21 protein-coding genes and 2 tRNA genes are annotated in these 22,024 nt (G+C 69.6%); 7 read left to right on the forward strand and 16 right to left on the reverse strand.

Going from position 1 to position 22,024, the window contains the following annotated elements:
- Window positions 1-51: 51 nt before the first annotated feature.
- From GJ743_RS06505 to pknB, 4 genes are read left to right on the forward strand one after another with little or no spacing between them, the layout of a single operon-like run.
- Window positions 52-1,383 carry an FtsW/RodA/SpoVE family cell cycle protein gene (locus GJ743_RS06505; protein ID WP_155051148.1) on the forward strand — a complete coding sequence of 444 codons (1,332 nt, stop codon included), beginning with the start codon at window positions 52-54 and terminating at the stop codon, window positions 1,381-1,383.
- Window positions 1,380-2,834 (forward strand): peptidoglycan D,D-transpeptidase FtsI family protein, encoded by a 1,455-nt coding sequence (locus tag GJ743_RS06510; RefSeq protein ID WP_155051072.1) that lies wholly within the window; start codon window positions 1,380-1,382, stop codon window positions 2,832-2,834. The genes GJ743_RS06505 and GJ743_RS06510 overlap by 4 nt, the downstream gene beginning before the upstream one ends.
- Window positions 2,831-4,513, forward strand: a complete 1,683-nt coding sequence (locus tag GJ743_RS06515; protein ID WP_155051073.1) for a serine/threonine-protein kinase — start codon at window positions 2,831-2,833, stop codon at window positions 4,511-4,513. The genes GJ743_RS06510 and GJ743_RS06515 overlap by 4 nt, the downstream gene beginning before the upstream one ends.
- A 55-nt stretch (window positions 4,514-4,568) precedes the next feature.
- On the forward strand, window positions 4,569-6,245 hold the full coding sequence (pknB, locus tag GJ743_RS06520; protein ID WP_155051149.1) for a Stk1 family PASTA domain-containing Ser/Thr kinase: 1,677 nt from the start codon (window positions 4,569-4,571) through the stop codon (window positions 6,243-6,245).
- Between the two features lie 4 nt (window positions 6,246-6,249).
- Here pknB and GJ743_RS06525 read toward each other — a convergent pair whose 3' ends face one another.
- The 3 genes from GJ743_RS06525 to GJ743_RS06530 are packed head-to-tail and all read right to left on the reverse strand — an operon-like array spanning window position 6,250 to window position 7,834.
- Window positions 6,250-6,888: an anthranilate synthase component II gene (locus tag GJ743_RS06525; protein ID WP_155051074.1), complete on the reverse strand. Its 639-nt coding sequence runs from the start codon at window positions 6,886-6,888 to the stop codon at window positions 6,250-6,252.
- Window positions 6,885-7,049, reverse strand: a complete 165-nt coding sequence (locus GJ743_RS19230; protein ID WP_196216936.1) for a hypothetical protein — start codon at window positions 7,047-7,049, stop codon at window positions 6,885-6,887. Before GJ743_RS19230 ends, GJ743_RS06525 begins: the two co-directional genes overlap by 4 nt.
- Complete coding sequence (locus tag GJ743_RS06530; RefSeq protein WP_196216937.1) at window positions 7,046-7,834, reverse strand: class E sortase; 789 nt, start codon at window positions 7,832-7,834, stop codon at window positions 7,046-7,048. The genes GJ743_RS19230 and GJ743_RS06530 overlap by 4 nt, the downstream gene beginning before the upstream one ends.
- A 103-nt stretch (window positions 7,835-7,937) precedes the next feature.
- Between GJ743_RS06530 and GJ743_RS06535 the strand changes: the two genes are divergently transcribed.
- A complete protein-coding gene (locus GJ743_RS06535) occupies window positions 7,938-8,177 on the forward strand; it encodes a cell division protein CrgA (RefSeq protein WP_155051076.1) in 240 nt (79 codons plus the stop codon).
- 327 nt (window positions 8,178-8,504) lie between these two features.
- Here GJ743_RS06535 and GJ743_RS06540 read toward each other — a convergent pair whose 3' ends face one another.
- On the reverse strand, window positions 8,505-9,218 hold the full coding sequence (locus GJ743_RS06540) for a rhomboid family intramembrane serine protease (protein ID WP_230386558.1): 714 nt from the start codon (window positions 9,216-9,218) through the stop codon (window positions 8,505-8,507).
- Between the two features lie 163 nt (window positions 9,219-9,381).
- A complete protein-coding gene (locus GJ743_RS06545) occupies window positions 9,382-9,921 on the reverse strand; it encodes a peptidylprolyl isomerase (protein WP_154346077.1) in 540 nt (179 codons plus the stop codon).
- A gap of 120 nt (window positions 9,922-10,041) precedes the next feature.
- Here GJ743_RS06545 and GJ743_RS06550 point away from each other — a divergent pair, with 120 nt between their 5' ends.
- Both GJ743_RS06550 and GJ743_RS06555 read left to right on the forward strand, forming a co-directional pair.
- Window positions 10,042-10,578: a hypothetical protein gene (locus GJ743_RS06550; protein ID WP_155051077.1), complete on the forward strand. Its 537-nt coding sequence runs from the start codon at window positions 10,042-10,044 to the stop codon at window positions 10,576-10,578.
- Between the two features lie 577 nt (window positions 10,579-11,155).
- Window positions 11,156-11,410 (forward strand): hypothetical protein, encoded by a 255-nt coding sequence (locus GJ743_RS06555; RefSeq protein ID WP_155051078.1) that lies wholly within the window; start codon window positions 11,156-11,158, stop codon window positions 11,408-11,410.
- Window positions 11,411-11,498: 88 nt separating this feature from the next.
- On the opposite strand, the gene GJ743_RS06560 is transcribed toward GJ743_RS06555, so the two are convergent.
- From GJ743_RS06560 to dnaN, 11 genes are all read right to left on the reverse strand, one after another.
- Complete coding sequence (locus tag GJ743_RS06560) at window positions 11,499-11,942, reverse strand: NUDIX hydrolase (RefSeq protein WP_155051079.1); 444 nt, start codon at window positions 11,940-11,942, stop codon at window positions 11,499-11,501.
- Window positions 11,943-11,954: 12 nt separating this feature from the next.
- A complete protein-coding gene (locus tag GJ743_RS06565; protein WP_155051080.1) occupies window positions 11,955-12,746 on the reverse strand; it encodes a N5-glutamine methyltransferase family protein in 792 nt (263 codons plus the stop codon).
- Window positions 12,747-12,859: 113 nt separating this feature from the next.
- On the reverse strand, window positions 12,860-13,081 hold the full coding sequence (locus GJ743_RS06570; RefSeq protein WP_155051081.1) for a hypothetical protein: 222 nt from the start codon (window positions 13,079-13,081) through the stop codon (window positions 12,860-12,862).
- Between the two features lie 156 nt (window positions 13,082-13,237).
- Window positions 13,238-13,310: transfer RNA gene (locus tag GJ743_RS06575), tRNA-Ala, on the reverse strand.
- A gap of 42 nt (window positions 13,311-13,352) precedes the next feature.
- Window positions 13,353-13,426 (reverse strand) — tRNA-Ile (locus GJ743_RS06580).
- 146 nt (window positions 13,427-13,572) lie between these two features.
- Window positions 13,573-13,977 (reverse strand): DUF3566 domain-containing protein, encoded by a 405-nt coding sequence (locus GJ743_RS06585; protein ID WP_129233062.1) that lies wholly within the window; start codon window positions 13,975-13,977, stop codon window positions 13,573-13,575.
- A gap of 5 nt (window positions 13,978-13,982) precedes the next feature.
- Window positions 13,983-16,496: a DNA gyrase subunit A gene (gyrA, locus tag GJ743_RS06590; protein ID WP_376862001.1), complete on the reverse strand. Its 2,514-nt coding sequence runs from the start codon at window positions 16,494-16,496 to the stop codon at window positions 13,983-13,985.
- A gap of 79 nt (window positions 16,497-16,575) precedes the next feature.
- Window positions 16,576-18,597: a DNA topoisomerase (ATP-hydrolyzing) subunit B gene (gyrB, locus tag GJ743_RS06595; RefSeq protein WP_155051083.1), complete on the reverse strand. Its 2,022-nt coding sequence runs from the start codon at window positions 18,595-18,597 to the stop codon at window positions 16,576-16,578.
- A gap of 123 nt (window positions 18,598-18,720) precedes the next feature.
- Window positions 18,721-19,200: a DUF721 domain-containing protein gene (locus GJ743_RS06600; RefSeq protein WP_328288868.1), complete on the reverse strand. Its 480-nt coding sequence runs from the start codon at window positions 19,198-19,200 to the stop codon at window positions 18,721-18,723.
- A complete protein-coding gene (gene recF, locus GJ743_RS06605) occupies window positions 19,193-20,452 on the reverse strand; it encodes a DNA replication/repair protein RecF (protein ID WP_328288869.1) in 1,260 nt (419 codons plus the stop codon). The genes GJ743_RS06600 and recF overlap by 8 nt, the downstream gene beginning before the upstream one ends.
- Before the next feature lie 68 nt (window positions 20,453-20,520).
- A complete protein-coding gene (gene dnaN / locus GJ743_RS06610) occupies window positions 20,521-21,675 on the reverse strand; it encodes a DNA polymerase III subunit beta (RefSeq protein WP_328288870.1) in 1,155 nt (384 codons plus the stop codon).
- Window positions 21,676-22,024 lie beyond the last annotated feature (349 nt).

Genomic DNA, 22,024 nt, shown 5'->3' on the forward strand with positions numbered 1-22,024 from the left:
GCACGCGCACCCGAGCGCGCCCCCGCGACGGGGAGCGTGCGCCGCATCCGCATGCCGCAGAAGCTGCGGAACCTCGAGCTCGGCCTGCTCATCGTGGCGTGCGTGATCAACGCCGGCGCGATCGTGCTCGTGCAGCTCGGCGCCCTCGGTCGCGTGGACACGCAGCTCGTGCTGCTCGGCGCGGGGCTCTCCGCGCTGGTGTTCGGACTGCACATCGCGATGCGCTTCGTGGCGCGCGACGCCGACCCGTTCCTCCTGCCGATCGCGACGGTCCTGAACGGACTCGGCATCGCCATGATCTACCGCATCGACATCGCCTACGGCGACGCCGGGTGGGACAGCGCGGCCGTCCGCCAGATCGTCTGGAGCGTGATCGCGATCGCCGCCGCGCTCGCGACCATCCTGCTGATCCGCAACCACCGCATGCTGTTCCGCTACACCTATCTCTCCGGGCTCATCGCGATCGTCCTCCTGCTGCTGCCGCTCGTGCCGGGCCTCGGCCAGACGAGGGGCGGCGCGCGCGTCTGGATCGGCATCGGCGACCTCGTCACGTTCCAGCCCGGCGAGATCGCGAAGATCGCCCTCGCGGTGTTCTTCGCCGGCTACCTCGTGCGCAACCGCGATTCGCTCTCGATGGTGGGCCGCACGTTCCTCGGCATGCGGTTCCCGCGCGGGCGCGACCTCGGGCCGCTGCTGGTCGTCTGGGCCCTGTCGATGGCGGTCATCGTCTTCCAGCGCGACCTCGGCACCGCCCTGCTCTACTTCGGGCTCTTCCTCGTGATGCTCTACGTCGCGACGAGCCGGCTCTCGTGGGTCGTGCTCGGGCTCAGCCTGTTCTTCGCGGGCGCGATCATCGCCAGCCAGACGCTCGACTACGTCAACGGGCGCTTCCAGAACTGGCTGAACGCGTTCGACCCCGCCGTGTACGACGCGCAGGGCGGCTCGTTCCAGCTCGTGCAGGGTCTGTTCGGGCTCGCCAACGGCGGACTCATCGGCACCGGACTCGGCCAGGGCCGACCCGACCTCACGCCGGTCCCGCAGTCCGACTACATCATCGCGAGCCTCGGCGAGGAGCTCGGGCTCGCCGGCCTCTTCGCGATCCTCGCGCTCTACGTGCTCTTCGTGGCGCGCGGCTTCCGCATCGGGTTCGCCGGGCAGGACGACTTCGGCAAGCTCCTCGGCGTCGGGCTCTCGTTCGTCGTGGCCCTCCAGGTCTTCATCGTCGTCGGCGGCGTGACCCGCGTCATCCCGCTCACCGGCCTCACGACGCCCTTCCTCGCGGCCGGCGGCTCGTCGCTCGTCGCCAACTGGATCATCGTCGCGCTCCTGCTCCGGCTCTCCGACACGGTCCGCAACCACCCGAGGCTGGTGATCGACGGATGAACCGCGAACTCAAGCGGGTGACGATCGTCTCCCTCCTCATGTTCCTCACGCTCTTCGTCGCCTCGACGATCATCCAGTACGTGCAGGCCGACAACCTCGCCGCCGATCCGCGCAACGCGCGGACGCTGTACCAGAGCTACTCGGTCGAGCGGGGCCCGATCCTCGTCGGGGGCGAGCCGATCGCGTTCTCCGAGCCGTCCGACGACGACTACAAGTTCCAGCGGATCTACGCCGACGGCCCGCTGTACGCCCCCGTCACCGGCTTCATCCCGGTCAACGGCGAGGCGACGGGGCTCGAGGGATCACTGAACGCCGAGCTCAGCGGCACCTCGGAGTCGCAGTTCTTCGACTCGCTGAACCGGCTCATCTCCGGCCAGGACCCGATGGGCGCCTCCGTCGAGGTCACGATCGACCCGGTGGCCCAGCGAGCGGCATGGGACGCCCTCGGCGACTACACGGGCGCCATCATCGTGACCCAGCCGAGCAGCGGGCGCATCATCGCGATGGTGACGAAGCCCACCTACGACCCGAACACGCTCGCCGTGCACAACGGCGAGGAGGTCGACCAGACCTACCAGAACCTCGTCGAGGACCCGGGCGACCCGCTCTTCAACCGGGCGACCGGCGGCGACATGAACCCGCCCGGATCGGTGTTCAAGCTCGTGATGACGGCGGCCGCGCTCGAGTCCGGCCAGTACACGCCCGACAGCACCTTCCCGAACCCCGCCGAGTTCACGCTGCCCGGGACGAGCTCGGTCGTGCGCAATTCCAGCGGCGGCTCGTGCGGCGGCGGGTCCGAGGTGACCCTCGCGACCGCGCTGCGGCTCTCGTGCAACATCCCGTTCGCCGAACTCGCCCTCGAGCTCGGCGACGACGCGATCCGTGCGCAGGCCGAGAAGTTCGGCTTCAACTCCGACTTCGCGATCCCGAACCCCACCGAGACGAGCACCTACCCGGAGAACCCGGACGAGCCGCAGACGGCGCTGACCGGCTTCGGCCAGGGCGACGTGCGGGCGACCCCGATGCAGATGGCCATGGTCTCGGCGGCGATCGCGAACGGCGGCATCGTGATGGATCCCGACCTCGTCGAGTCGATCACGGCACCCGACTTCCGCCCGATCGAGGAGTTCGACGCCTCGCAGTTCGGCCGCGCGATCAGCGAGTCCACGGCCCGGACGATGACCGAGATGATGGTCAACGGCGTCGAGAACGGCGCCGCGAGTAATGCAAGAATAGACGGCGTCAGCGTGGCCGGTAAGACGGGTACAGCGGAGAACGGCGAGGACGATCCCTACACCTTGTGGTTCACAGGTTTTGCCCCCGCCGACGACCCTCAGTATGCGATCACGGTGCTCGTGGAAGACGGCGGAGGGCTTGGTCAGGAGGGGTTCGGCAATCTGATTGCCGCGCCATTGGCGAAACAGGTACTAGAGGCGGTGCTGAACAAATGAGACCGAGTGCTGGGCTCACCTTCGGTGGACGGTACGAGCTGCAGTCCCGGATCGCCATCGGCGGCATGGGCGAAGTGTGGCAGGCCACCGACCTCGTCATCGGCCGCCAGGTGGCGCTGAAGATCCTCAAGGACGAATACCTCGGCGACCCGGGCTTCCTCGAGCGCTTCCGCGCCGAGGCCCGCCACGCCGCGCTCGTGAACCACGAGGGCATCGCGAACGTCTTCGACTACGGCGAGGAGGAGGGCAGCGCCTACCTCGTGATGGAGCTCGTCCCCGGCGAGGCGCTCTCGACGATCCTCGAGCGCGAGCACGTGCTCTCGACCGACAAGGTCCTCGACATCGTCGCGCAGACGGCCGCTGCACTGCAGGCCGCGCACGCCGCGGGCCTCGTGCACCGCGACATCAAGCCGGGCAACCTCCTCATCACGCCCGACGGCCGCGTCAAGATCACCGACTTCGGCATCGCGCGGATCGCCGACCAGGTGCCGCTCACCGCGACCGGCCAGGTCATGGGCACGGTGCAGTACCTCTCGCCGGAGCAGGCCTCGGGTCACCCGGCGTCCCCGACGACCGACATCTACTCGCTCGGCATCGTGGCCTACGAGTGCCTCGCGGGCCGCCGTCCGTTCACGGGCGAGTCGCAGGTCGCCATCGCGATGGCGCAGATCAACGAGACCCCGCCCGACCTGCCCGTCACGGTCTCCGAACCGGTGCGGAACCTCGTCTACTCGTGCATCGCGAAGAATCCCGCCGACCGTCCGCAGACGGCGGCGCACCTCGCGCGAGCGGCCACCGCGCTGCGCCGTGGCGACGTCCAGGCGGCCGCTGCGGCCGTCCCAGCGGTGCTCGGCGCCGCGGCCGGCATGACCGCGGCGACGATGCTGATGCCGCAGGCGGGCGCGAACACCGCCGCGACGACGGTGCTGCCCGCGGGAGCGGGAGTGCCCGAGGGCGAGGAGGAGGAGCAGCCGGTCGAGCGCAAGCGCAGCCCGTGGACGTGGCCGCTCATCGTGCTCATCATCCTGCTCGCGCTGGTGCTGATCGGCACGATCATCGCGCTCGCGCTGAACAGCGGCAACCAGCCCGCGGCGACCACGTCGAGCGGCCCGCCGTCGACGTCCTCGGCACCGCCCACCTCGTCGAGCGCGCCCCCGCCCGAGACGACTACGGCGGCGCCGACCACCGAGCAGGTCGACCGCGCCGCGTACATCGGGCGGAACGTCGATGAGGTCCGGGGCGAGCTCGAAGGGCTCGGATTCGTCGTGAGCACGCAGGAGGGCGCGCCCGCCACGACGCCCGACCAGGCGAACACCGTCTCCGACGTGAACCCGAGCGGACCGGTCACGATCGGCTCGACCATCACGGTGACCTACCTCGGCGCCCCCGAGACCCCGAGCGCGCCGGCGAACGCGCCGACGGTGAACCCGGCGGATGTCACCGCGGGCGGCATCGTCCAGGTCAGCTGGCCCGCAGCCAGCTGCCCGTCCGGCCAGCAGCTGAGCGGGTACGAGGTGGCCGTCACGAACGACGCGACCGCACCGAGCCCCGTCGGCGCCGGAACGACGAACGTCAACGTGCAGGCGGGGAACCAGGACTTCGAGGTCACCTACCGGTACTTCTGCGGTCAGCTCGACTCGCCGTTCTCGCCAGCGGCACCGGTCACGATCCAGCCCTAGCATCCCCGGAACGAGCCCTACACGAAACGGAGACACCGTGAACGATGAAGATCGCATGCTCGCGGGCCGGTACCGCGTGGGTGCGCTCATCGGGCGCGGCGGCATGTCCGACGTCCACGTCGGCACCGACACCAGGCTCGGGCGGCAGGTCGCGATCAAGCTGCTGAAGCCGCAGCTCGCGACCGATCCGGCCTTCCGCATGCGGTTCCGGCAGGAGGCCCAGTCGGCCGCGCGGATGGCGCATCCGACGATCGTCCGCGTGTTCGACGCGGGCGAGGAGACCGTGATCGACGCGTCGGGGCACGAGGTCCAACTGCCCTTCATCGTGATGGAGTTCGTCGAGGGGCGACTCCTCAAGGACATCATCCACGACGGTCCGCTCGACCCGACCGCCGCCGCTCGGGTGATCGACGGCGTGCTGACCGCGCTCGAGTACTCGCACCGGGCCGGCGTCGTGCACCGCGACATCAAGCCGGGCAACATCATGATCACGACCGGCGGCCAGGTGAAGGTCATGGACTTCGGGATCGCCCGCGCCGTGTCCGACTCCGCGACCACCGTCGCCCAGACCACCGCGATCCTCGGCACGGCCTCGTACTTCTCACCGGAGCAGGCCAAGGGCGAGACCGTCGACGCGCGCACCGACCTGTACAGCACCGGTGTGGTCCTCTTCGAGCTCCTCACTGGGCGTCCGCCGTTCCGCGGTGACACCCCGGTCGCGGTCGCCTACCAGCACGTCAGCGAACGACCGGTCAAGCCGAGCGTGATCAACCCGAAGGTCTCGCCCGCACTCGACGCCGTCGTCCTGCACGCCCTCGCGAAGGACCGGACGACCCGGTACCAGACGGCGGCGGAGTTCCGCGCCGACGTCGAGGCCGCGGCATCCGGCCGGATCCCCGTGCCGAAGAAGACGGAGGAGACGGCGCTGTTCTTCGGAGCGCCCACGGGTTCGCTCTCCACCTCCGAGCTGGCGCTTCGCCAGCTCACCGAAGACGACACGATGACGCGCACGCAACGTCGCCCGCCGGCGATCTGGATCTGGTCGGGCATCATCGCGGTCGTCGTCATCGTCGTCGCCGTCATGTACTGGGCGTTCAACCTGCAGCCGGCCGACACGCTGCCGTCGAACGCCCGCGAGGTCCCGCAGCTGACGGGCTCGACGTGGGATGAGGCGGCCAATGAGCTGCAGTCGCTCACGCTGCCGCCGACCCGGATGGATCGGGTGAGCGACACGGTGCCAGCAGGTGAGGTCATCGAGACCGAGCCCGCGGCCGGCGAGATCGTCGACACCGGCACGCCCGTCAGCGTCTTCGTGTCCACGGGACGCGAGGCGGTCTCGGTCCCGGACGTCGTCAACATGCAGCTCGACCAGGCGAAGACGACGATCACCGACGCCGGCCTCACGCCCGGATCCGAGACACGGCAGAACTCGCCGACCGTCGGCGCGGGGGTCGTCATCTCGACCGACCCCGAGGGCGGATCGTCGGTGGACCAGGGCAGCAGCGTCAACTTCACGATCTCGTCTGGCAACGTGACCCTGCCCGATCTCAGCGGGCAGTCGCTTCAGGCGGCGTCCTCGTACCTCGGCACGTCGTCGCTCCAGTTGACGCCGGTACCCGTTCCCGACGCCAGTTGCGCGTCGCAACCGGGTTCGCCGGTCATCCGGCAGTCGCCGGCACCGGGCGACGTGCCTCAGAAGTCCGAGGTCGAGCTGGCCTACTGCGCGGGCTGAGCCGTCAGCTCGCTCGCACCAGCGGGTTGAGCGACTGCGCGCGCTCGCGCGCCTCGGGCAGTCCGGCGGTCGCGAGCCAGTTGCCGAGCATCCGGTAGCCGCCCTCGGTGAGCACCGACTCGGGGTGGAACTGGACGCCGAGGATCGGCGCGGTCGCGTGGCGCAGCCCCATGATGACCCCGCCCTCGGTGCGGCTCGTGACCACGAGGTCGTCGGGCACGGTGCCGTCGACGACCGCGAGCGAGTGGTACCGCGTCGCCGTGAAGTGCTGCGGCACCCCGTCGTAGAACGGGCTGTCGTCGTGCACGACCTTCGAGGTCTTGCCGTGCATGAGCTCCTCGGCGTTCGTCACCACGGCGCCGAACGCCTCGGCGATCGCCTGGTGTCCGAGGCACACGCCGAGGATCGGCTGGCCGGAGGCGAGTGCGGCCTCGACGACCGGGATCGAGACGCCCGCATCGGCGGGCTTGCCCGGGCCCGGTGAGATGAGCACGGCGTCGTACTCCGCGATGCGCTCGGCGACCTCGTCGACCGGGATGTCGTCGTTGCGCACGACCTCGGTCTCCGCGCCGAGCTCCTGAAGGTACCCGTTGAGGGTGTAGACGAAGCTGTCGTAGTTGTCGATGACGAGGATCCGGGTCATTGCTCCACCGTGACGTCGATTGGGTTCACGATCCCGTCCACCCACGGGAACACCCAGGTGAACAGGACGAAGATCACGCCGGTGAGGATGGCCAGCACGAGGATGACGCGGAACCAGACCGGTCCCGGCAGGATACGCCACAAGGCCGCGTACACGCTCATCGCCCCCATTCCGAGACGGCGGCGGCGATCTCCTCGGGAGGGCCCTCAGAGGTCGGACTCCACGACTCGAGCACGCCGTACGCGATGATGCGCTCGGCGGTCGAGTAGAGCGGATTGCAGCTCGTCAGCGTGATGATGCGGTCGGTCGGCGTGAGCTCGGGATGGTGCGGCACCGGCGCGAGCACCCCGACCGTGTCGGGCGGGACGTACTCCAGGTCGCGGAACCGGTAGGTGTACCACGCGTCGGCGGTCTGGATGAAGATGCCGTCGCCGAGACGCAGCTGCTCGATCTCGTGCATCCCGCCGCCGTAGGCGCTGCGATGGGCGGCGATCGCGAAGTTGCCCACCGCACCGGGCATCTGCGTGCCCTCGTAGTGGCCGACCCCCAGGTCGACGCGGTTCAGCACGTCGAGGCCGGTGCCCTCGGCGATGGTCCGTTGCGACTCGCCGCCGAAACGTGGCACGTACATCACGGCGAACGCTTCACCGTACGACGGCGCGGCGGTGCCGATCGAGGGCTCGCCGTCGGCATCTACGGCACCGGTCGCGGCGTCGGTGGCCGCGCGCCCGCGATCGCCGTCGATTCGCGCCTGCTCCAACCAGTCGGACGAGAGGTCGGATGCCGCGGCCGACTGCTGCGCGCCCGTGATCGCGTCGTTCCACCACAGCTGCCAGCCGAGGAGGAGCAGCACGAGCGCGCCGGCGGTCAGCAGGAGTTCTCCGAGGACCCCGACCACGCCGACCCGGCGCCGACGCGGGGCAGGCGTCGCGGCATCCGTCGGCATGTGCGCGAGTCTATTGGGCCGCCGGCCCGTGCCGACCGCAGTGCCCCGCGCGGGTGCGGAAGCCCGGATGGAAGGCCGGAGTCGGTGCAGTAGAATCTCCGGCATGGCACGCACGAAATCTTCGAAGCCCGCGCGCGCGGAGCAGCCGAGCGGCGAGGACGCGCCGAATCCCGTCTGGTTCAAGCCCGTCATGTTCGGCTTCATGCTGCTCGGCCTGGTCTGGATCATCCTCTTCTACGTGAGCCAGGGTGCGCTCCCGGTGGCCGCGCTCGGTTCGTGGAACATCCTCGTCGGCTTCGGCATCGCCTTCATCGGCTTCCTCATGACCACCCGCTGGCGCTGACGCCGGCCTGAACGACCTCGAAGCGGGGCGGATGCTGCGGCATCCGCCCCGCTTTCCTCATCTCTGCACAGTGTTATCCACACCTTCCACAGGTTTCTCCACATACTCCACACCCTGTGGAGAGGTGGAAAGCGCGGAATTCCGGACGATGTGCAGAATCACACCCGTGTAACTCTCCCCAACTGTGGACAGTGTTGTGGATAACCCTCGCCGTCCGCCCACAGTGACCGGGCAGAGAGGTGTCGCGATGGCCCCGCGCGGTCGCCGAAGCGGGCGCGCGGATGGTCCCCCGGCGCGCCCGCCGACCGCCTGCAGCGGGCGATGGCCCTAGAACACCGGGAAGATGAAGAACCGCAGGCTGAGGATCAGCAGCAATACGACGAGCGCAGCGAGCAGCACCACTTGAAGGGTGCGCTGGTCGCGCTTCCGCGTCTCGACGAAGATGAGCCCGATGAGCGCGCCGGCGACGAGACCGCCGAGGTGCGCCTGCCAGGCGATGTTGAAGCCGGGCACGAACCCGATCACCAGGTTGATGCCGACGAGGATCAGCAACTGCGTCGCGTTGCCACCGAGACGGCGCTGGATCACGAGGAACGCGCCCATGAGGCCGAAGATCGCGCCGGAGGCACCGACCACGCCGGTCCGCGGATCGGAGAGCCACAGCACCGCGACCGACCCGGCGAGACCCGAGATGAGGTACAGCGCCAGGAACCGCCAGCGCCCGAGCACGTTCTCGAGGAGCTGCCCGAAGATCCACAGCGTGTACATGTTGAGCGCGACGTGGAAGATGAGCGCGGTCGAGTGCACGAACATCGACGTGATCATGCGCCACGGCTCGAAGTTGAACGGCAGGGAGTAGACGCCCGCGTAGAGCAGTCGATCGGTGAGGGCGAGCCCGGGGATCAGCTGCAGCAGGTAGACCGCCAGGGTGATGCCGATGATGGAATACGTCACCACCGGGGCGCCCCGGCCCGCAGCGGAGCGGACGCGCGTCAGCACCGCGGGCTTCGTCCGCGGTGCCGACGCGCGCTGCTCGCGCATGCATTCAGGGCAGATGACGCCGACGGGCGCCGGAGTCTGGCACTCCCCGCAGATGGTGCGGCCGCAGCGCTGGCACAGCACGAAGCTCTGCCGGTCGGGATGCCGATAGCAGGTGCTCGCGCGCTCGGGCGCCGGGTCGCTCACCGGGGGTCGGGGGCCGTGCTCAGGCCTGCTCGACGGTGATCTTCTCGATCACGACGTCGTCGAGCGGGCGGTCGCGGCCGTCGGTCGGGACCGACGCCAGCTTCTCGACGACGGCCTGGCTCGCGGCATCCGTCACCTTGCCGAAGATCGTGTGCTTGCCCTGCAGCCACGTGGTCGGGCCGACCGTGATGAAGAACTGCGAGCCGTTGGTGCCCTTGCCGCCCTGGATGCCGGCGTTGGCCATCGCGAGGACGTAGGGCTCGGTGAAGTCGAGCTCGGGGTGGATCTCGTCGTCGAAGCGGTAGCCCGGCCCGCCGATGCCCTGGCCGAGCGGGTCGCCGCCCTGGATCATGAAGCCGGGGATGATCCGGTGGAACACCACGCCGTCGTAGAGCGGGTCGGTGGTGGTCTGGCCCGTGGCCGGGTGGGTCCACTCGATCTCGCCGGTGGCGAGCCCGACGAAGTTCTTCACGGTCTTCGGTGCGTGGTTGCCATAGAGGTCGACCTTGATGTCGCCGTGGTTGGTGGTGATCGTCGCGACTGCGGTGGGATTCGGCATACCGACGATTCTCTCATGCACGATTCGGCACGGGGCTGGCAACCCCCGGCCTTCCCACCCCACATCCAGCCGGTTCGGTGGCAGGATGGAGGAGTTCGCTGCACAACGATGGAGGTCGAGATGAGCCTGTCACGCAAGCGCCGGAAGGAACTCAAGCGACTGCGCAGCAGTGCAGAGGATCTGTGGGGGAACCAGCAGGATGTGCTGGACCACGCGAGCAAGGTCGCCCGTGAGGCGAGCCGCCAGATCAACCTGCTCACGCAGGAGGAGGTCGTTCCGCGGGTGCGCACGGGCTACCAGACCTACGTCCGGCCCGGGTTCGACCAGGCACGCGGCTACGCGCGCAGTGCGGGCGACCAGGTCGAGCGGTCGCTCGGCAGTGCGCTCGGCTCGCTGCTGTCGATCGGCGACATCGCCAACGACACCCGGGTGCGCCGTGCGCTCGAGCGCGTGTCGCCGCGTGCGGCCGCCGAGGTCAAGCGCAAGCAGGGACCCGGCGTCGGCACCTACCTCGCGATCGGGGCGGGCGTCATCGCGGCGGCGGGTGTGGCCTACGCGGTGTGGCAGACGTTCCGCGCCGACGACGAGCTCTGGGTCGCCGACGAGGAGCCGGGCACGGCATCCGACTCGGGTCCTGCACCGTCGCCCGTGATCTGACCCCCACGGTTTCCCGACGGCCCCCATCCGCAACGGATGGGGGCCGTCGTCGTCTCCGCGCACGCCCGCGCGGTCAGTGCTCGCACTGATTTCGGGCGGATTCGGGAATTGCCCTTGCGTGTGAGGAGCGAACGACGCTATGGTCGTGACTCGGCCCCGCCGATCACGGCAGGGCACGGTACAGGAGAGGAGGCGAGACCCCATGATGATCCAGCGAATCCAGTCGCCCATCCGTACGGCGGTCGCCTTCCTCGGCGCCCCGTTCGCGGCCTGCTGAACCGCGCGATTCCGCGCTGACCGCCGAGTCATGACGGCTCGCAGCAGGTCCACCGCCTGACGAGCACGCCCGCATCTCGGGCGAATGCCCGTCCCATCGGCATCCGATCCCCGGATCCCGCGTCCCGTCGGACGCGAACCGATCGCCGAGCCTCTCCCGCCACGCCCGTGCGCCTCGCACCGTGCCGCCCTCGTCGGGCGACGGATGCCGCGACGCGACGTTCCGGGAGCCTTCACCCGTCACCTCCCGGCGCGACGCACCCGCGCGCGCCATCCGTCCCATCCGATGAAGGAACACACCGTGAACACCTCACTCACCGCAACGCGTTCGACCTCGCAACAGGTCGCGGCCGGCGCCGGCCGCCTGCAGGAACGCCTCGCCCGCCGCGCAGGTCTCGCGCTGCTCGCCTGGAGCCGTGCCGCCGAGGCGCGCCGAGCGAACGCCGAGCGCCGGCGAGCCGGCGAACTCGCGCGCAGGGCTGGACTCCGCGTGGAGGCCGACCGCCTCCGCGACGCGAACTTCAGCACCCTCGCGCTCGTGGCCCGGACGCTCTGATCGCCATGACCACCGAAGCCGGACCGATCTCGACGGCCCCGTCCGCTCGCCGGGCGGGGCCGTCGCCCATCGCCGGCAGTGGAGTTGTTCAGGCGCGCGACGGCGCGCCGTCCGCCGGCTCCTCCGCGTTCATGCGCAGCGCGATGTCGAGCAGGCTCACCCGCTTCAGCGAGGCGATCTCGCCCAGCGGGAACCACCTCGCCTCGTCGCTCGAGCCGCCGACCTCGTTCGCCAACTGCCCGCCGACGACGTGCGCGCGGTACACGATGCGCATCGCATACAGGGGCACCGATCCGTGGTGGCGCTTCGCCGCCGGCACGACCATGGTGTCGATCCCGAGCAGCCGGTCGATCTCGGCGTCGTAGCCCGTCTCCTCGCGGATCTCGCGGGTCGCCGCCTCGAGCGGATGCTCCGCGCCCTCGATCCCGCCGCCGGGCAGCGTCCAGGCGGACCGGCCGTGCTCGTTCCAGTGGGAGAGCAGGATCTCGCCGTCTCGGATGATCACCCCGTACGCGGCGATGCGGATGTCCATCCCGCCACTGTATTACCCGGCGATGAGCTCGAGCACGCCCGTCCGCGACTCGGTCGGGGGATGCACCCGGGTGCGCCACCCCGCGCTGCGGGCCTCCGTTGCCGCGACGGGGAGCTGCGCCGCGTGCAGTTCGAGGAGCACGCTCCCGCCGTCCGTCATCCACGTCCGCGCGGTGCCGATGAGTCGCCGCGTGTGTCCCAGCCCGTCCGGACCGCCGCCGACGAGTGCCGAAGCGGGCTCGTGCTCCCGCGCCTCGCGCGGCATCAGCACCAGGTCCGGCTCCGGGACGTACGGGGGCACGGCCGCGATCGTGGTCAGCCTGCCGCGCAGCCCGCCGGGCAGCCCGTCGAGCGCATCGGCGACGTGCACACCCGCGCCGGCGGGCAGGTTGCGTCGGGCGATGGCGAGTGCGGTCGGGTCCCGGTCCGCCGCGTGAACCTCTGCCCCGGGCACGGATGCCGCGACCATCGCCGCGAGCGGCGCCACGCCGCAGTACGCCTCGAGCATCACCGGCGCGTGCGCCGACCGCACGCGGCGCACGGCGAGGCGTGCGAGCCGCAGGCTCCGCTGCCGCGGGACGAAGACGCCGGATCCGACCGCGAGCCGCAGCCGGCCGAACCGGACCCACCCGACGATCGGCTCCAACGGCTCACCTGAAACGCGGCGGCGCACGAGCTGCTCGAGCTCGGCGTCATCCGCCGCCGCCTCGACCAGGATCGCCGCCTCGTCCTCGGCGAAGACGCTGCCCGCCGCCCGAAGGCGCGACGCGACGGCGGCGATCCGCTGACCTGAGCGAGGAGGCACTCCCCCAGTCTGGTGCGTCGCGGCGCGGTCCCGCGTGCAGGACGGGCCGGGAAACCGTCGGCGGCCCGGAACCGAGGTTCCGAGCCGCCGCCCGTCCTGGGAAGCCCCGGGACTCAGTCGCCGCAGAGGCCGCGAGCGATCTCGTTCTTCGTCTGGCCGCCGACGGCCTTGACGACCTCGCCGACGCCGTTGAAGCCGAGCGCGCCCTCGGTGTTGAGGGTCTTGTGGATCCCGCCGAAGCATGCGGCGTCGTTGGGCGCCGCGTTCGCCGGGGCCGCGGCGAGACCGACCGCAGCGAGGCCGATGATGAATCCGGTGGCGAGAATGCGCTTCATTGGACTTCCCCTTCTGTCTGCGGGTGCCTTCCACCCGATATCCACTACTTCCGGGATCGGAGCGGGATCGGATGCACCTCGTCGAGAAAATCTCCGACGGGCGTCGATGACAGGGGAAACGACCGGTGACCGGTGTACCGATCAGGGACTGGACTGTGGAGCCTAGGAGATTCGAACTCCTGACATCCTGCTTGCAAAGCAGGCGCTCTACCAACTGAGCTAAGGCCCCGTGGCGGATGCCCTGGGGCACCCGGTTGTGGAGTTATCGGAGTGGGGATACGAGGACTTGAACCTCGGACCTCTTCGTTATCAGCGAAGCGCTCTAACCGCCTGAGCTATATCCCCGAATTTCGGCCGAAGGACAGACTACCCGAAGGGTTCGGGATCGTGAAATCGAGCCGGTGACCTCGGCGTTGAGGTCTCGATACCGCGGCCCGGAAGGGGCCGCGACTCGACCTGAGCCGGCCGAACGCTGGCGCGTCCGGGGCGACTCAGTTGTTGGTGAAACCGACCAGGATGCCGCCCGTGATCTTGACGCTGAGGTTGTACAGCACGGCCACGACCGCGCCGAGCGCGGTGGTCACGACGAGGTTCAGCAGCGACGCCACCACGGCGAAGCCCATGACGTTGCCGACCGACAGGATCGAGCGCAGGTCGGTGCCCGCACCGGCGACATCCTGCACCAGGCTGTTCAGGTTCTCGAAGAGGCCCGTCGACTGGACGATGGTGAAGACCAGGAACGTCGCCACGATGTTCACGACCGAGAGGCACACGGCCACCAGGAAGGACAGCTTCACCGCCGACCAGAAGTCGATGTACACCAGGCGCAGGCGCACCTGCTTGGCCGGGGGCTTCCGGTTGGACTTCCCGGCCAGTTTCTCGGCGACACTGCTCATGACGCTCACTCCTCTCCCGCGGTCTCCGCCGCTTCGGACTCAGCGGCCTCTTCCACCAGGTTCCGCTCGGAATTCTTCGCGATCGCGATGATGCGATCGTCCGCGACGAACTTCGCGAACACGACGCCCATCGTGTCCCTGCCCTTGGCCGGGACCTCGGCGACGTCAGAGCGTACCACCTTGCCGCTGGCAAGAACCACGAGGACCTCGTCCTCTCGCGCGACCGTCAGCGCACCCGCGAGGTCGCCCCGATCGTCGCTCAGCTTGGCCACCTTGATGCCCAGGCCGCCGCGCTGCTGCTTTCGATACTCCTCGATCCGGGTGCGCTTGGCGTACCCGCCCTCGGTCACGACGAAGACGTACGTGTTCGCCGCACTGTGCTTCTGCCCCGAGGCATCCGCCGGCGCATCGGCCCCGTCGTCGCCGTTCGAATGGGGCACGACGGATGCCGCGAGCAGCTCGTCTCCGGAGCGGAAGCTCATGCCCTTCACGCCCGAGGTCGAGCGCCCCATGGGGCGGAGCGCCTCATCCGTCGCCTCGAAGCGCAGCGACATGCCCTTCTTCGACACGAGGAGGATCTCGTCGTGCTCGTCGACCAGCATCGCGGAGACGAGCTCGTCGCCCTCGCGGAGGTTGATCGCGATGACGCCGCGCGACCGGTTGGTGTCGTACGCGGTCAGCTCGGTCTTCTTCACCAGGCCGTCGCGCGTGGCGAGCACCAGGTAGCGGGCGACCTCGTAGTCGCGGATGTCGAGGATCTCGGCGATCTCCTCGTCGGGCTGCAGCTCGAGCAGGTTCGCGACGTGCTGGCCCTTCGCGTCGCGGCCGGCCTCCTGGATCTCGTACGCCTTGGCGCGGTAGACCCGGCCCATGTTCGTGAAGAAGAGCAGCCAGTGGTGCGTCGTGGTCACGAAGAAGTGGTCGACGACGTCGTCGGCGCGGAGCTGCGCGCCCTTCACGCCCTTGCCGCCGCGGTGCTGCGAGCGGTAGTTGTCGCTGCGCGTGCGCTTGATGTAGCCGCCGCGCGTGACGGTGACGACCATCTCCTCCTCCGGGATCAGGTCCTCCACCGACATGTCGCCGTCGAAGCCCGGCACGATGTGCGTGCGGCGCTCGTCGCCGAACTTGTCGACGATCTCGCGGAGCTCGTCGGCGATGATCGTGCGCTGGCGCGCGGGCGTCGCGAGGATGTCGCGGTAGTCGGCGATCTGGCGCTCGAGCTCGGCCGCCTCGTCCATGATCTTCTGGCGCTCGAGTGCGGCGAGGCGACGCAGCTGCAGCTCGAGGATGGCGCGGGCCTGGAGCTCGTCGATGTCGAGGAGCTCGATGAGCCCGTCGCGTGCATCCTCGGCCGTCGCCGAGCGGCGGATCAGCGCGATGACCTCGTCGAGCGCGTCGAGCGCCTTGAGGTAGCCGCGCAGGATGTGCATCCGCTCCTCGGCCTTGCGGAGCCGGAACTCGGTGCGGCGCACGATGACGTCGACCTGGTGGTCGACCCAGTGCGAGATGAAGCCGTCGATCGACAGGGTGCGCGGCACGCCGTCGACGATCGCGAGCATGTTGGCGCCGAAGTTGTCCTGCAACTGCGTGTGCTTGTACAGGTTGTTCAGCACGACCTTGGCGACCGCATCGCGCTTCAGCACGATCACGAGACGCTGGCCGGTCCGGCCCGACGACTCGTCGCGGATGTCGGCGATGCCGGCGAGCTTGCCGTCCTTGACGAGGTCGGCGATCTTGATCGCGAGGTTGTCGGGATTCACCTGGTACGGCAGCTCGGTGACGACGAGGCAGGTGCGGCCCTGGATCTCCTCGACGTTGACGACCGCGCGCATGGTGATCGACCCGCGACCCGTGCGGTAGGCGTCGTGGATGCCCTTCACGCCGAGGATCTGCGCGGCCGTCGGGAAGTCCGGGCCCTTGATGCGCTGGATCAGCGCGTCCTGCAGTTCCTCGCGCGTGGCATCCGGGTTCTCGAGCGCCCACAGGGCGCCGTCGGCCACCTCGCGCAGGTTGTGCGGCGGGATGTTCGTGGCCATGCCGACCGCGATGCCCACCGATCCGTTGACGAGCAGGTTCGGGAACCGGCTGGGCAGGACCGTCGGCTCCTGCGTGCGGCCGTCGTAGTTGTCCTGGAAGTCGACGGTCTCTTCCTCGATGTCGCGCACCATCTCCATGGCGAGCGGCGACATCTTCGTCTCGGTGTACCGGTGCGCGGCCGCGCCGTCGTTGCCGGGCGAGCCGAAGTTGCCCTGCCCGAGCGCGAGCGGGTAGCGCAGCGCCCACGGCTGCACGAGGCGGACGAGGGAGTCGTAGACGGCCGAGTCGCCGTGCGGATGGAACTGGCCCATGACGTCGCCGATGACGCGCGTGCACTTCGAGAACGCGCGGTCGGGGCGGTAGCCGCCGTCGTACATCGTGTAGATGACGCGGCGGTGCACGGGCTTCAGGCCGTCTCGGACGTCGGGCAGCGCGCGCCCGATGATCACGCTCATCGCGTAGTCGAGGTACGAGCGCTGCATCTCGAGGTGCAGGTCGACCTGGTCGATGCGCCCGTGGATGCCGAAGCCCTCGCCGTCGGGAACGCCGGGCTCGATGGTGTCAGATGTCAAGGAAACGCACGTCCTTCGCGTTCTTCTGGATGAATGCGCGGCGCGACTCGACATCGTCGCCCATCAGCGTCGAGAAGATCTCGTCGGCCGCCGCGGCGTCGTCCATCGTGACCTGCAGCAGGGTGCGGGTCTCGGGGTTCATCGTCGTGTCCCACAGCTCCTGGTGGTTCATCTCGCCGAGGCCCTTGTAGCGCTGGACGCCGTTCTCCTTGGGCAGGCGGCGACCGGCGGCCTGGCCGTCGGCGATGACCGCGTCGCGCTCCCGGTCGGAGTAGACGTAGTCGTGGTCGGCGTTCGACCACTTGATGCGGTACAGCGGAGGCTGCGCGAGGTAGACGTAGCCCATCTCGATGAGCGGGCGCATGTAGCGGAACAGCAGCGTGAGCAGCAGGGTCGTGATGTGCTGGCCGTCGACGTCGGCGTCGGCCATGAGCACGATCTTGTGGTACCTGGCCTTCTCGGGGTTGAAGTCCTCGCCGATGCCCGTGCCGAACGCGGTGATCATCGCCTGGATCTCGGCGTTGCCGAGCGCCCGGTCGAGGCGCGCCTTCTCGACGTTCAGGATCTTGCCGCGGAGCGGCAGGATCGCCTGCGTCTCGGGATTGCGACCGGTCTTGGCCGAGCCGCCGGCCGAGTCGCCCTCGACGAGGAAGATCTCCGACACCGTCGGGTCCTTGCTCGTGCAGTCGCTGAGCTTGCCCGGCATGCCGCTGGTCTCGAGGAAGCCCTTGCGGCGGGTCGCCTCGCGCGCCTTGCGGGCCGCGATGCGGGCCGTGGCCGCCTGCTGCGCCTTGCGGATGATGTCGCGGGCCTGGTTCGGGTTGCGGTCGAACCAGTCGCCGAGCTGGTCGCCGACGACGCGCTGCACGAACGACTTCGCCTCGGTGTTGCCGAGCTTGGTCTTCGTCTGGCCCTCGAACTGCGGCTCGGAGAGCTTGACGGAGATGACCGCCGTGAGGCCCTCGCGCACGTCGTCGCCGGAGAGGTTGTCGTCCTTCTCCTTGAGGATGCCCTTCTCGCGCGCGTAGCGGTTCACGAGCGTCGTCAGCGCCGCACGGAACCCCTCCTCGTGCGTGCCGCCCTCGTGCGTGTTGATCGTGTTCGCGTAGGTGTGCACCGACTCGGTGTAGGCGGTCGTCCACTGCATCGCGACCTCGAGCGCGATGTTGCGCTCGGTGTCCTCCGCCTCGAACGAGATGATCTCGTCGTTGACGAGCTCGGCCTTCTTCGTCTTGTTGAGGTACTCGACGTAGTCGACGAGTCCGCGCTCGTAGAGGAAGGTGTCGGTGCGCTGCACCGGGATGGTGATCGCGCCCGTGGTCGGGGTGTCCTCCGGGTCGATCTCGACGTGGCCTGCACGGAGGTCGGTCAGCGTGATGCGGAGGCCCTTGTTGAGGAACGCCATCTGCTGGAACCGTGCGCGCAGGGTCTCGTAGTCGAACTCGACCGTCTCGAAGATCTCGGCGCTCGGCCAGAAGATCGTCGTGGTGCCGGTCTCGGACTCGGCGATCGCCTCGCCCTTCGCGAGCGGTGCGTCGGGCACGCCGACCGTGTACGACTGACGCCAGATGTGCCCCTGGCGCTTGACCGCGACGTCGAACCGGCTCGAGAGCGCGTTCACGACGGATGCGCCGACGCCGTGCAGGCCGCCGGAGACCGCGTACCCGCCGCCGCCGAACTTGCCGCCGGCGTGGAGGATGGTGTGGACGACCTCGACGGTCGACCGGCCCTCGGTGCGGTGGATGTCGACCGGGATGCCGCGGCCGTCGTCGACGACGCGGACCGCGCCGTCGTCGAGGATGGTCACGTCGATGTTCGTCGCGTACCCCGCGAGCGCCTCGTCGACGGAGTTGTCGACGATCTCGTACACGAGGTGGTGGAGCCCGCGTGGCCCTGTAGAGCCGATGTACATTCCGGGCCGCTTCCGAACCGCTTCGAGGCCCTCGAGAACCTGGATCGCGTCGGCGCCGTATTCAGGCGCACCCTGGGCCTTCGTCGGTTCCGCTGTCATGGGTGAATCGGGCTCCAAACCGTCGTTCTGGCGACTCTCGATCCTATCAACTCCCGGTCGCCCCCAGAATCGCTCCGCGCCGATCTGAGGGCTCGAGACGGCGAAGTGACCGATTTTGCCGTCTCAGCCGTAGGTGTCGCGCGGACCGCGCCCTGGAACCGATCTGGGACCCTTTTTCCAGGTGGGGGCATCCGGGCCTTGGAAACGGATGGTGTCGACCCCCGCCCGCGGGTGCCGCTCGAGGATGGCGCGGATGAGCTCCTCGCGCATCATCCGGAGCTGCGTCGCCCAGGCCGTCGACTCGCAGCGCACCTGGAGCACGCCGCCCTCGATCGCGATCGGCTCGGAGTGCCGGGCGATGTCCTCGCCGGCGATCTCGGGCCAGGCCGAGAGCAGCTCCTGCTGGGAGAGCGCGCCGGTCCAGCCGAGCTGCGCGGTCAACGCGTCGATCGCGGCGCCCAGGGGCTTGGGGTCTCGTCCGGGCGCGAACGGCTCGCTGCCTTCGACCTCGCGCACGCGCGTTCGGGCCCTCCCGGGGCGGATGCGGGGTTCTCCGCCGAAGATCTCGCGGAAGTGCTGGTAGGTGCGCGCGGCCTCAGACACCGGATGCCTCCGACGGCATGCGTTCGGCGGACGCCGCTGGCTCGTCGTGCGACGAGTGCCCGCTCGTCGCCGGCGGAGTCTCGACCACCTCGCCGCCCGCGATGCGGATCACGCGGTGCGAGAGCGGTTCGGGCACGTCCTCGAGGACGGCCGCGGTGATCAGCACCTGCTCGTAGCCGCCGACCGCCGCGGCCAATCGCTCTCGGCGAGACCGGTCGAGCTCGGCGAACACGTCGTCGAGCACGAGCACCGGATCGCCCGTGGTCGAGTCGCGCCGGAGCAGCTCGGCCGACGCGAGTCGCAGCGCGAGGGCGAACGACCAGGACTCGCCGTGGCTCGCGTACCCCTTGGCCGGCAGGCCGTTGAGGAGCAGGAGCACGTCGTCGCGGTGCGGGCCCGCAAGCGTCACGCCGCGCTCGAGCTCCTTCCGGCGAAGCGACGTGAGCGCCGAAGCGAATCGCTCGGCCGTCGGTGCCGGGCCGCTCGAGGCGGCAGCGGGCTCGTCGCCGTCCGTCGCGGTGTCGGCTTCCGTCGTCTCGTCGTCGGGATCGGCGCCGTCGATGGAGAGCACCGACCGGACCTCCGGGCGGTGGTCGTCGTCGACGATCGAGCGGTACGCGGCCGCGAGCGGGTCACGGAGCTCGGCCACGAGTTCCTCCCTCCGGTCGACGAGCTCGGCGCCGAGCGCGACGAGCCGCTCGTCCCAGATGTCGAGGGTGGTGAGCTGCGAGGCCGCGAGCCCGCGCGCCCGCGCGCTCTTCAGGAGCGAGTTGCGCTGCTTGAGCACGCGGTCGTAATCGGCCATGACCCCCGCGAGCCGCGGCATCCGCTGCACGAGCAGACCGTCGAGCATGCGGCGCCGCACCGACGGCTCGCCCCGGACGATCGCCAGGTCCTCCGGGGCGAAGAGCACGGTGTGCGCGTAGCGCGGCAGGTCGCGCGGCTTGGCCGCACCGCGGTTCACCTGGGCGCGGTTCGCGCCCTGGCGGTTGAGCTGCAGCTCGAGCAGCACCTCGCGACCGCCGGAGGACAGCAGGGCCCGCACGATCGCGGCATCCGCCCCCGACCGGATGAGGGCCTGGTCGCTCGAGACGCGATGCGAGCCGAGCGTGGCGAGGTAGCCGATCGCCTCGACGAGGTTCGTCTTGCCCTGCCCGTTGCGCCCGACGATGACCGTCGCGCCCGGCTCGAACGAGAGCTCGGCCGAACGGTAGTTGCGGAAGTCGGTGAGCGAGAGCCTCGCGACGTGCACGGTGCGGCTCCCTTCTCGCGAACCACCACGGTACCCGCCCGCGCCGACATCGCGGCCGCGGGATCGGCCTACCGGAGGAGCAGGTTCGGCTGCAGGAGGTAGCGGTAGCTGTCGGCGCCCGCCTGCTCGCGCGAGGTCTGGCTCGTGATGAGCACGGGGCCGGGCTTGTTCGGGTTCTCGGTCTTGGTGAACGAGATCCGGACGAACTCGCTCGGCACCGCCTGCAGGCCGTCGAGGAGGAACTGCGGCTTCAGCGACACGACGGTCTCGTCGCCCGTGAGGATGGCATCGATCGACTCGGACGCCTGGGCCTGCTCGCTGCCGATGGCCTCGAGCGTGAGTCCGTCGGCCGTGAACGAGTAGCGCAGCGCGGCCTCGCGCTCGAGCACGAGCGCCACTCGGCGGGTCGCCTCGATGAGCTCGGCGGTGTTCATGACGGCGTAGTTGTCGACGGTCTCGGGGAAGAGCCGGCGGACGGGCGGGAAGTTGCCCTTGATGAGCAGGCTCGTGACCGTCTTGCGATCGGCCGAGAACGCGATGAGCTCGCGGTCGTCGCGACTCGTGATCGCCACCGAGATCGTGCCCGAGTGGCCGAAGGTCTTGCCGACCTCCTGCAGGGTCCGGGCCGGCACGAGCGCGGTCGTCGCCGCGTCGCCCTCGCCGGCGACGCCCCCGCCGTCCCAGTCGATCTCGCGGATCGCGACGCGGTAGCGGTCGGTGGCGACGAGGCTCAGGTTGGTCTCGCGCACCTCGAGCTGCACGCCCGTGATGACGGGCGTCACGTCGTCGCGGGATGCCGCGACCGCGACCTGTGCGACGGCCGACGCGAACTCCTCTGCCGGGACGACGCCGGTCTGCTCGCCGATCTCGGGGATCGACGGGTACTCCTCGACGGGCATCGACAGCAGCGTGAAGCTCGCCGAACCGCACGTCACCGAGATGCGCGACTCCTCGGTCGAGACGCGCACCGGCGCGTTCGGCAGGCGGCCGGCGATCTCCGCGAGGAGTCGGCCCGACACGAGCACGGTGCCCGGTTCCTCGACGTCGGCCTGGATCTCGGTGCGCGAGGACACCTCGTAGTCGAAGGACGAGAGGACGAGCCCGTCGCCCTCGGCCTGGATCAGCACCCCGGAGAGGATCGGGAGGGTCGTGCGCTGCGGGAGGAGCTTGACGGCGAACGACACGGCCTCACTGAAGACGTCGCGATTGACCTGGAACTTCACGGTTCTCCCGTCGTGGAGGTGCTGGGTGGCTCCCATGCTATCCGGACGCCCGTTTCCGGCGGCGTGTTTTCGAGGGCTGCGACGCGGCGGCGCCGCTCGCCCGACCGGCCCGGTCCCAGGTTGCCGAACGCCGTGGGTTAATCCATCTATCTCTTAACGGTGTTAACCGGTGTGGAAACTGTGGATGGTGTTCGGAGATCCGCGAGCTGGTGCCGATCGAGGGCCGTCGGGGCTGTGCACGGTGTGTGGAAACCCGTGGGAGCGGCATCCGTCGTCGTCGACCGGTGCACGGAGTTGTGCACAGGCCGACGGGCCGTCTCAACAGTCGTGGCGCGGTTGCTCGTTAACA

Origin of the sequence: Agromyces bracchium (genome assembly GCF_009709675.1) — a bacterium.
GTDB lineage: Bacteria > Actinomycetota > Actinomycetes > Actinomycetales > Microbacteriaceae > Agromyces > Agromyces bracchium.

Bases quoted from the DNA above. Each gene is read 5' to 3' on its own strand.
- gyrB (WP_155051083.1), bottom strand. From the start codon at position 18,597: ATGACAGCGGAACCGACGAAGGCCCAGGGTGCGCCTGAATACGGCGCC.
- GJ743_RS06545 (WP_154346077.1), bottom strand. From the start codon at position 9,921: ATGCCGAATCCCACCGCAGTCGCGACGATCACCACCAACCACGGCGAC.
- GJ743_RS06515 (WP_155051073.1), top strand. From the start codon at position 2,831: ATGAGACCGAGTGCTGGGCTCACCTTCGGTGGACGGTACGAGCTGCAG.
- GJ743_RS06530 (WP_196216937.1), bottom strand. From the start codon at position 7,834: ATGCCGACGGATGCCGCGACGCCTGCCCCGCGTCGGCGCCGGGTCGGC.
- GJ743_RS06525 (WP_155051074.1), bottom strand. From the start codon at position 6,888: ATGACCCGGATCCTCGTCATCGACAACTACGACAGCTTCGTCTACACC.
- GJ743_RS06540 (WP_230386558.1), bottom strand. From the start codon at position 9,218: ATGCGCGAGCAGCGCGCGTCGGCACCGCGGACGAAGCCCGCGGTGCTG.
- GJ743_RS06585 (WP_129233062.1), bottom strand. From the start codon at position 13,977: ATGAGCAGTGTCGCCGAGAAACTGGCCGGGAAGTCCAACCGGAAGCCC.
- GJ743_RS06570 (WP_155051081.1), bottom strand. From the start codon at position 13,081: ATGAAGCGCATTCTCGCCACCGGATTCATCATCGGCCTCGCTGCGGTC.
- GJ743_RS19230 (WP_196216936.1), bottom strand. From the start codon at position 7,049: ATGAGCGTGTACGCGGCCTTGTGGCGTATCCTGCCGGGACCGGTCTGG.
- gyrA (WP_376862001.1), bottom strand. From the start codon at position 16,496: ATGCAGCGCTCGTACCTCGACTACGCGATGAGCGTGATCATCGGGCGC.
- GJ743_RS06505 (WP_155051148.1), top strand. From the start codon at position 52: ATGCCGCAGAAGCTGCGGAACCTCGAGCTCGGCCTGCTCATCGTGGCG.
- GJ743_RS06550 (WP_155051077.1), top strand. From the start codon at position 10,042: ATGAGCCTGTCACGCAAGCGCCGGAAGGAACTCAAGCGACTGCGCAGC.
- GJ743_RS06560 (WP_155051079.1), bottom strand. From the start codon at position 11,942: ATGGACATCCGCATCGCCGCGTACGGGGTGATCATCCGAGACGGCGAG.
- pknB (WP_155051149.1), top strand. From the start codon at position 4,569: ATGCTCGCGGGCCGGTACCGCGTGGGTGCGCTCATCGGGCGCGGCGGC.
- GJ743_RS06535 (WP_155051076.1), top strand. From the start codon at position 7,938: ATGGCACGCACGAAATCTTCGAAGCCCGCGCGCGCGGAGCAGCCGAGC.
- GJ743_RS06510 (WP_155051072.1), top strand. From the start codon at position 1,380: ATGAACCGCGAACTCAAGCGGGTGACGATCGTCTCCCTCCTCATGTTC.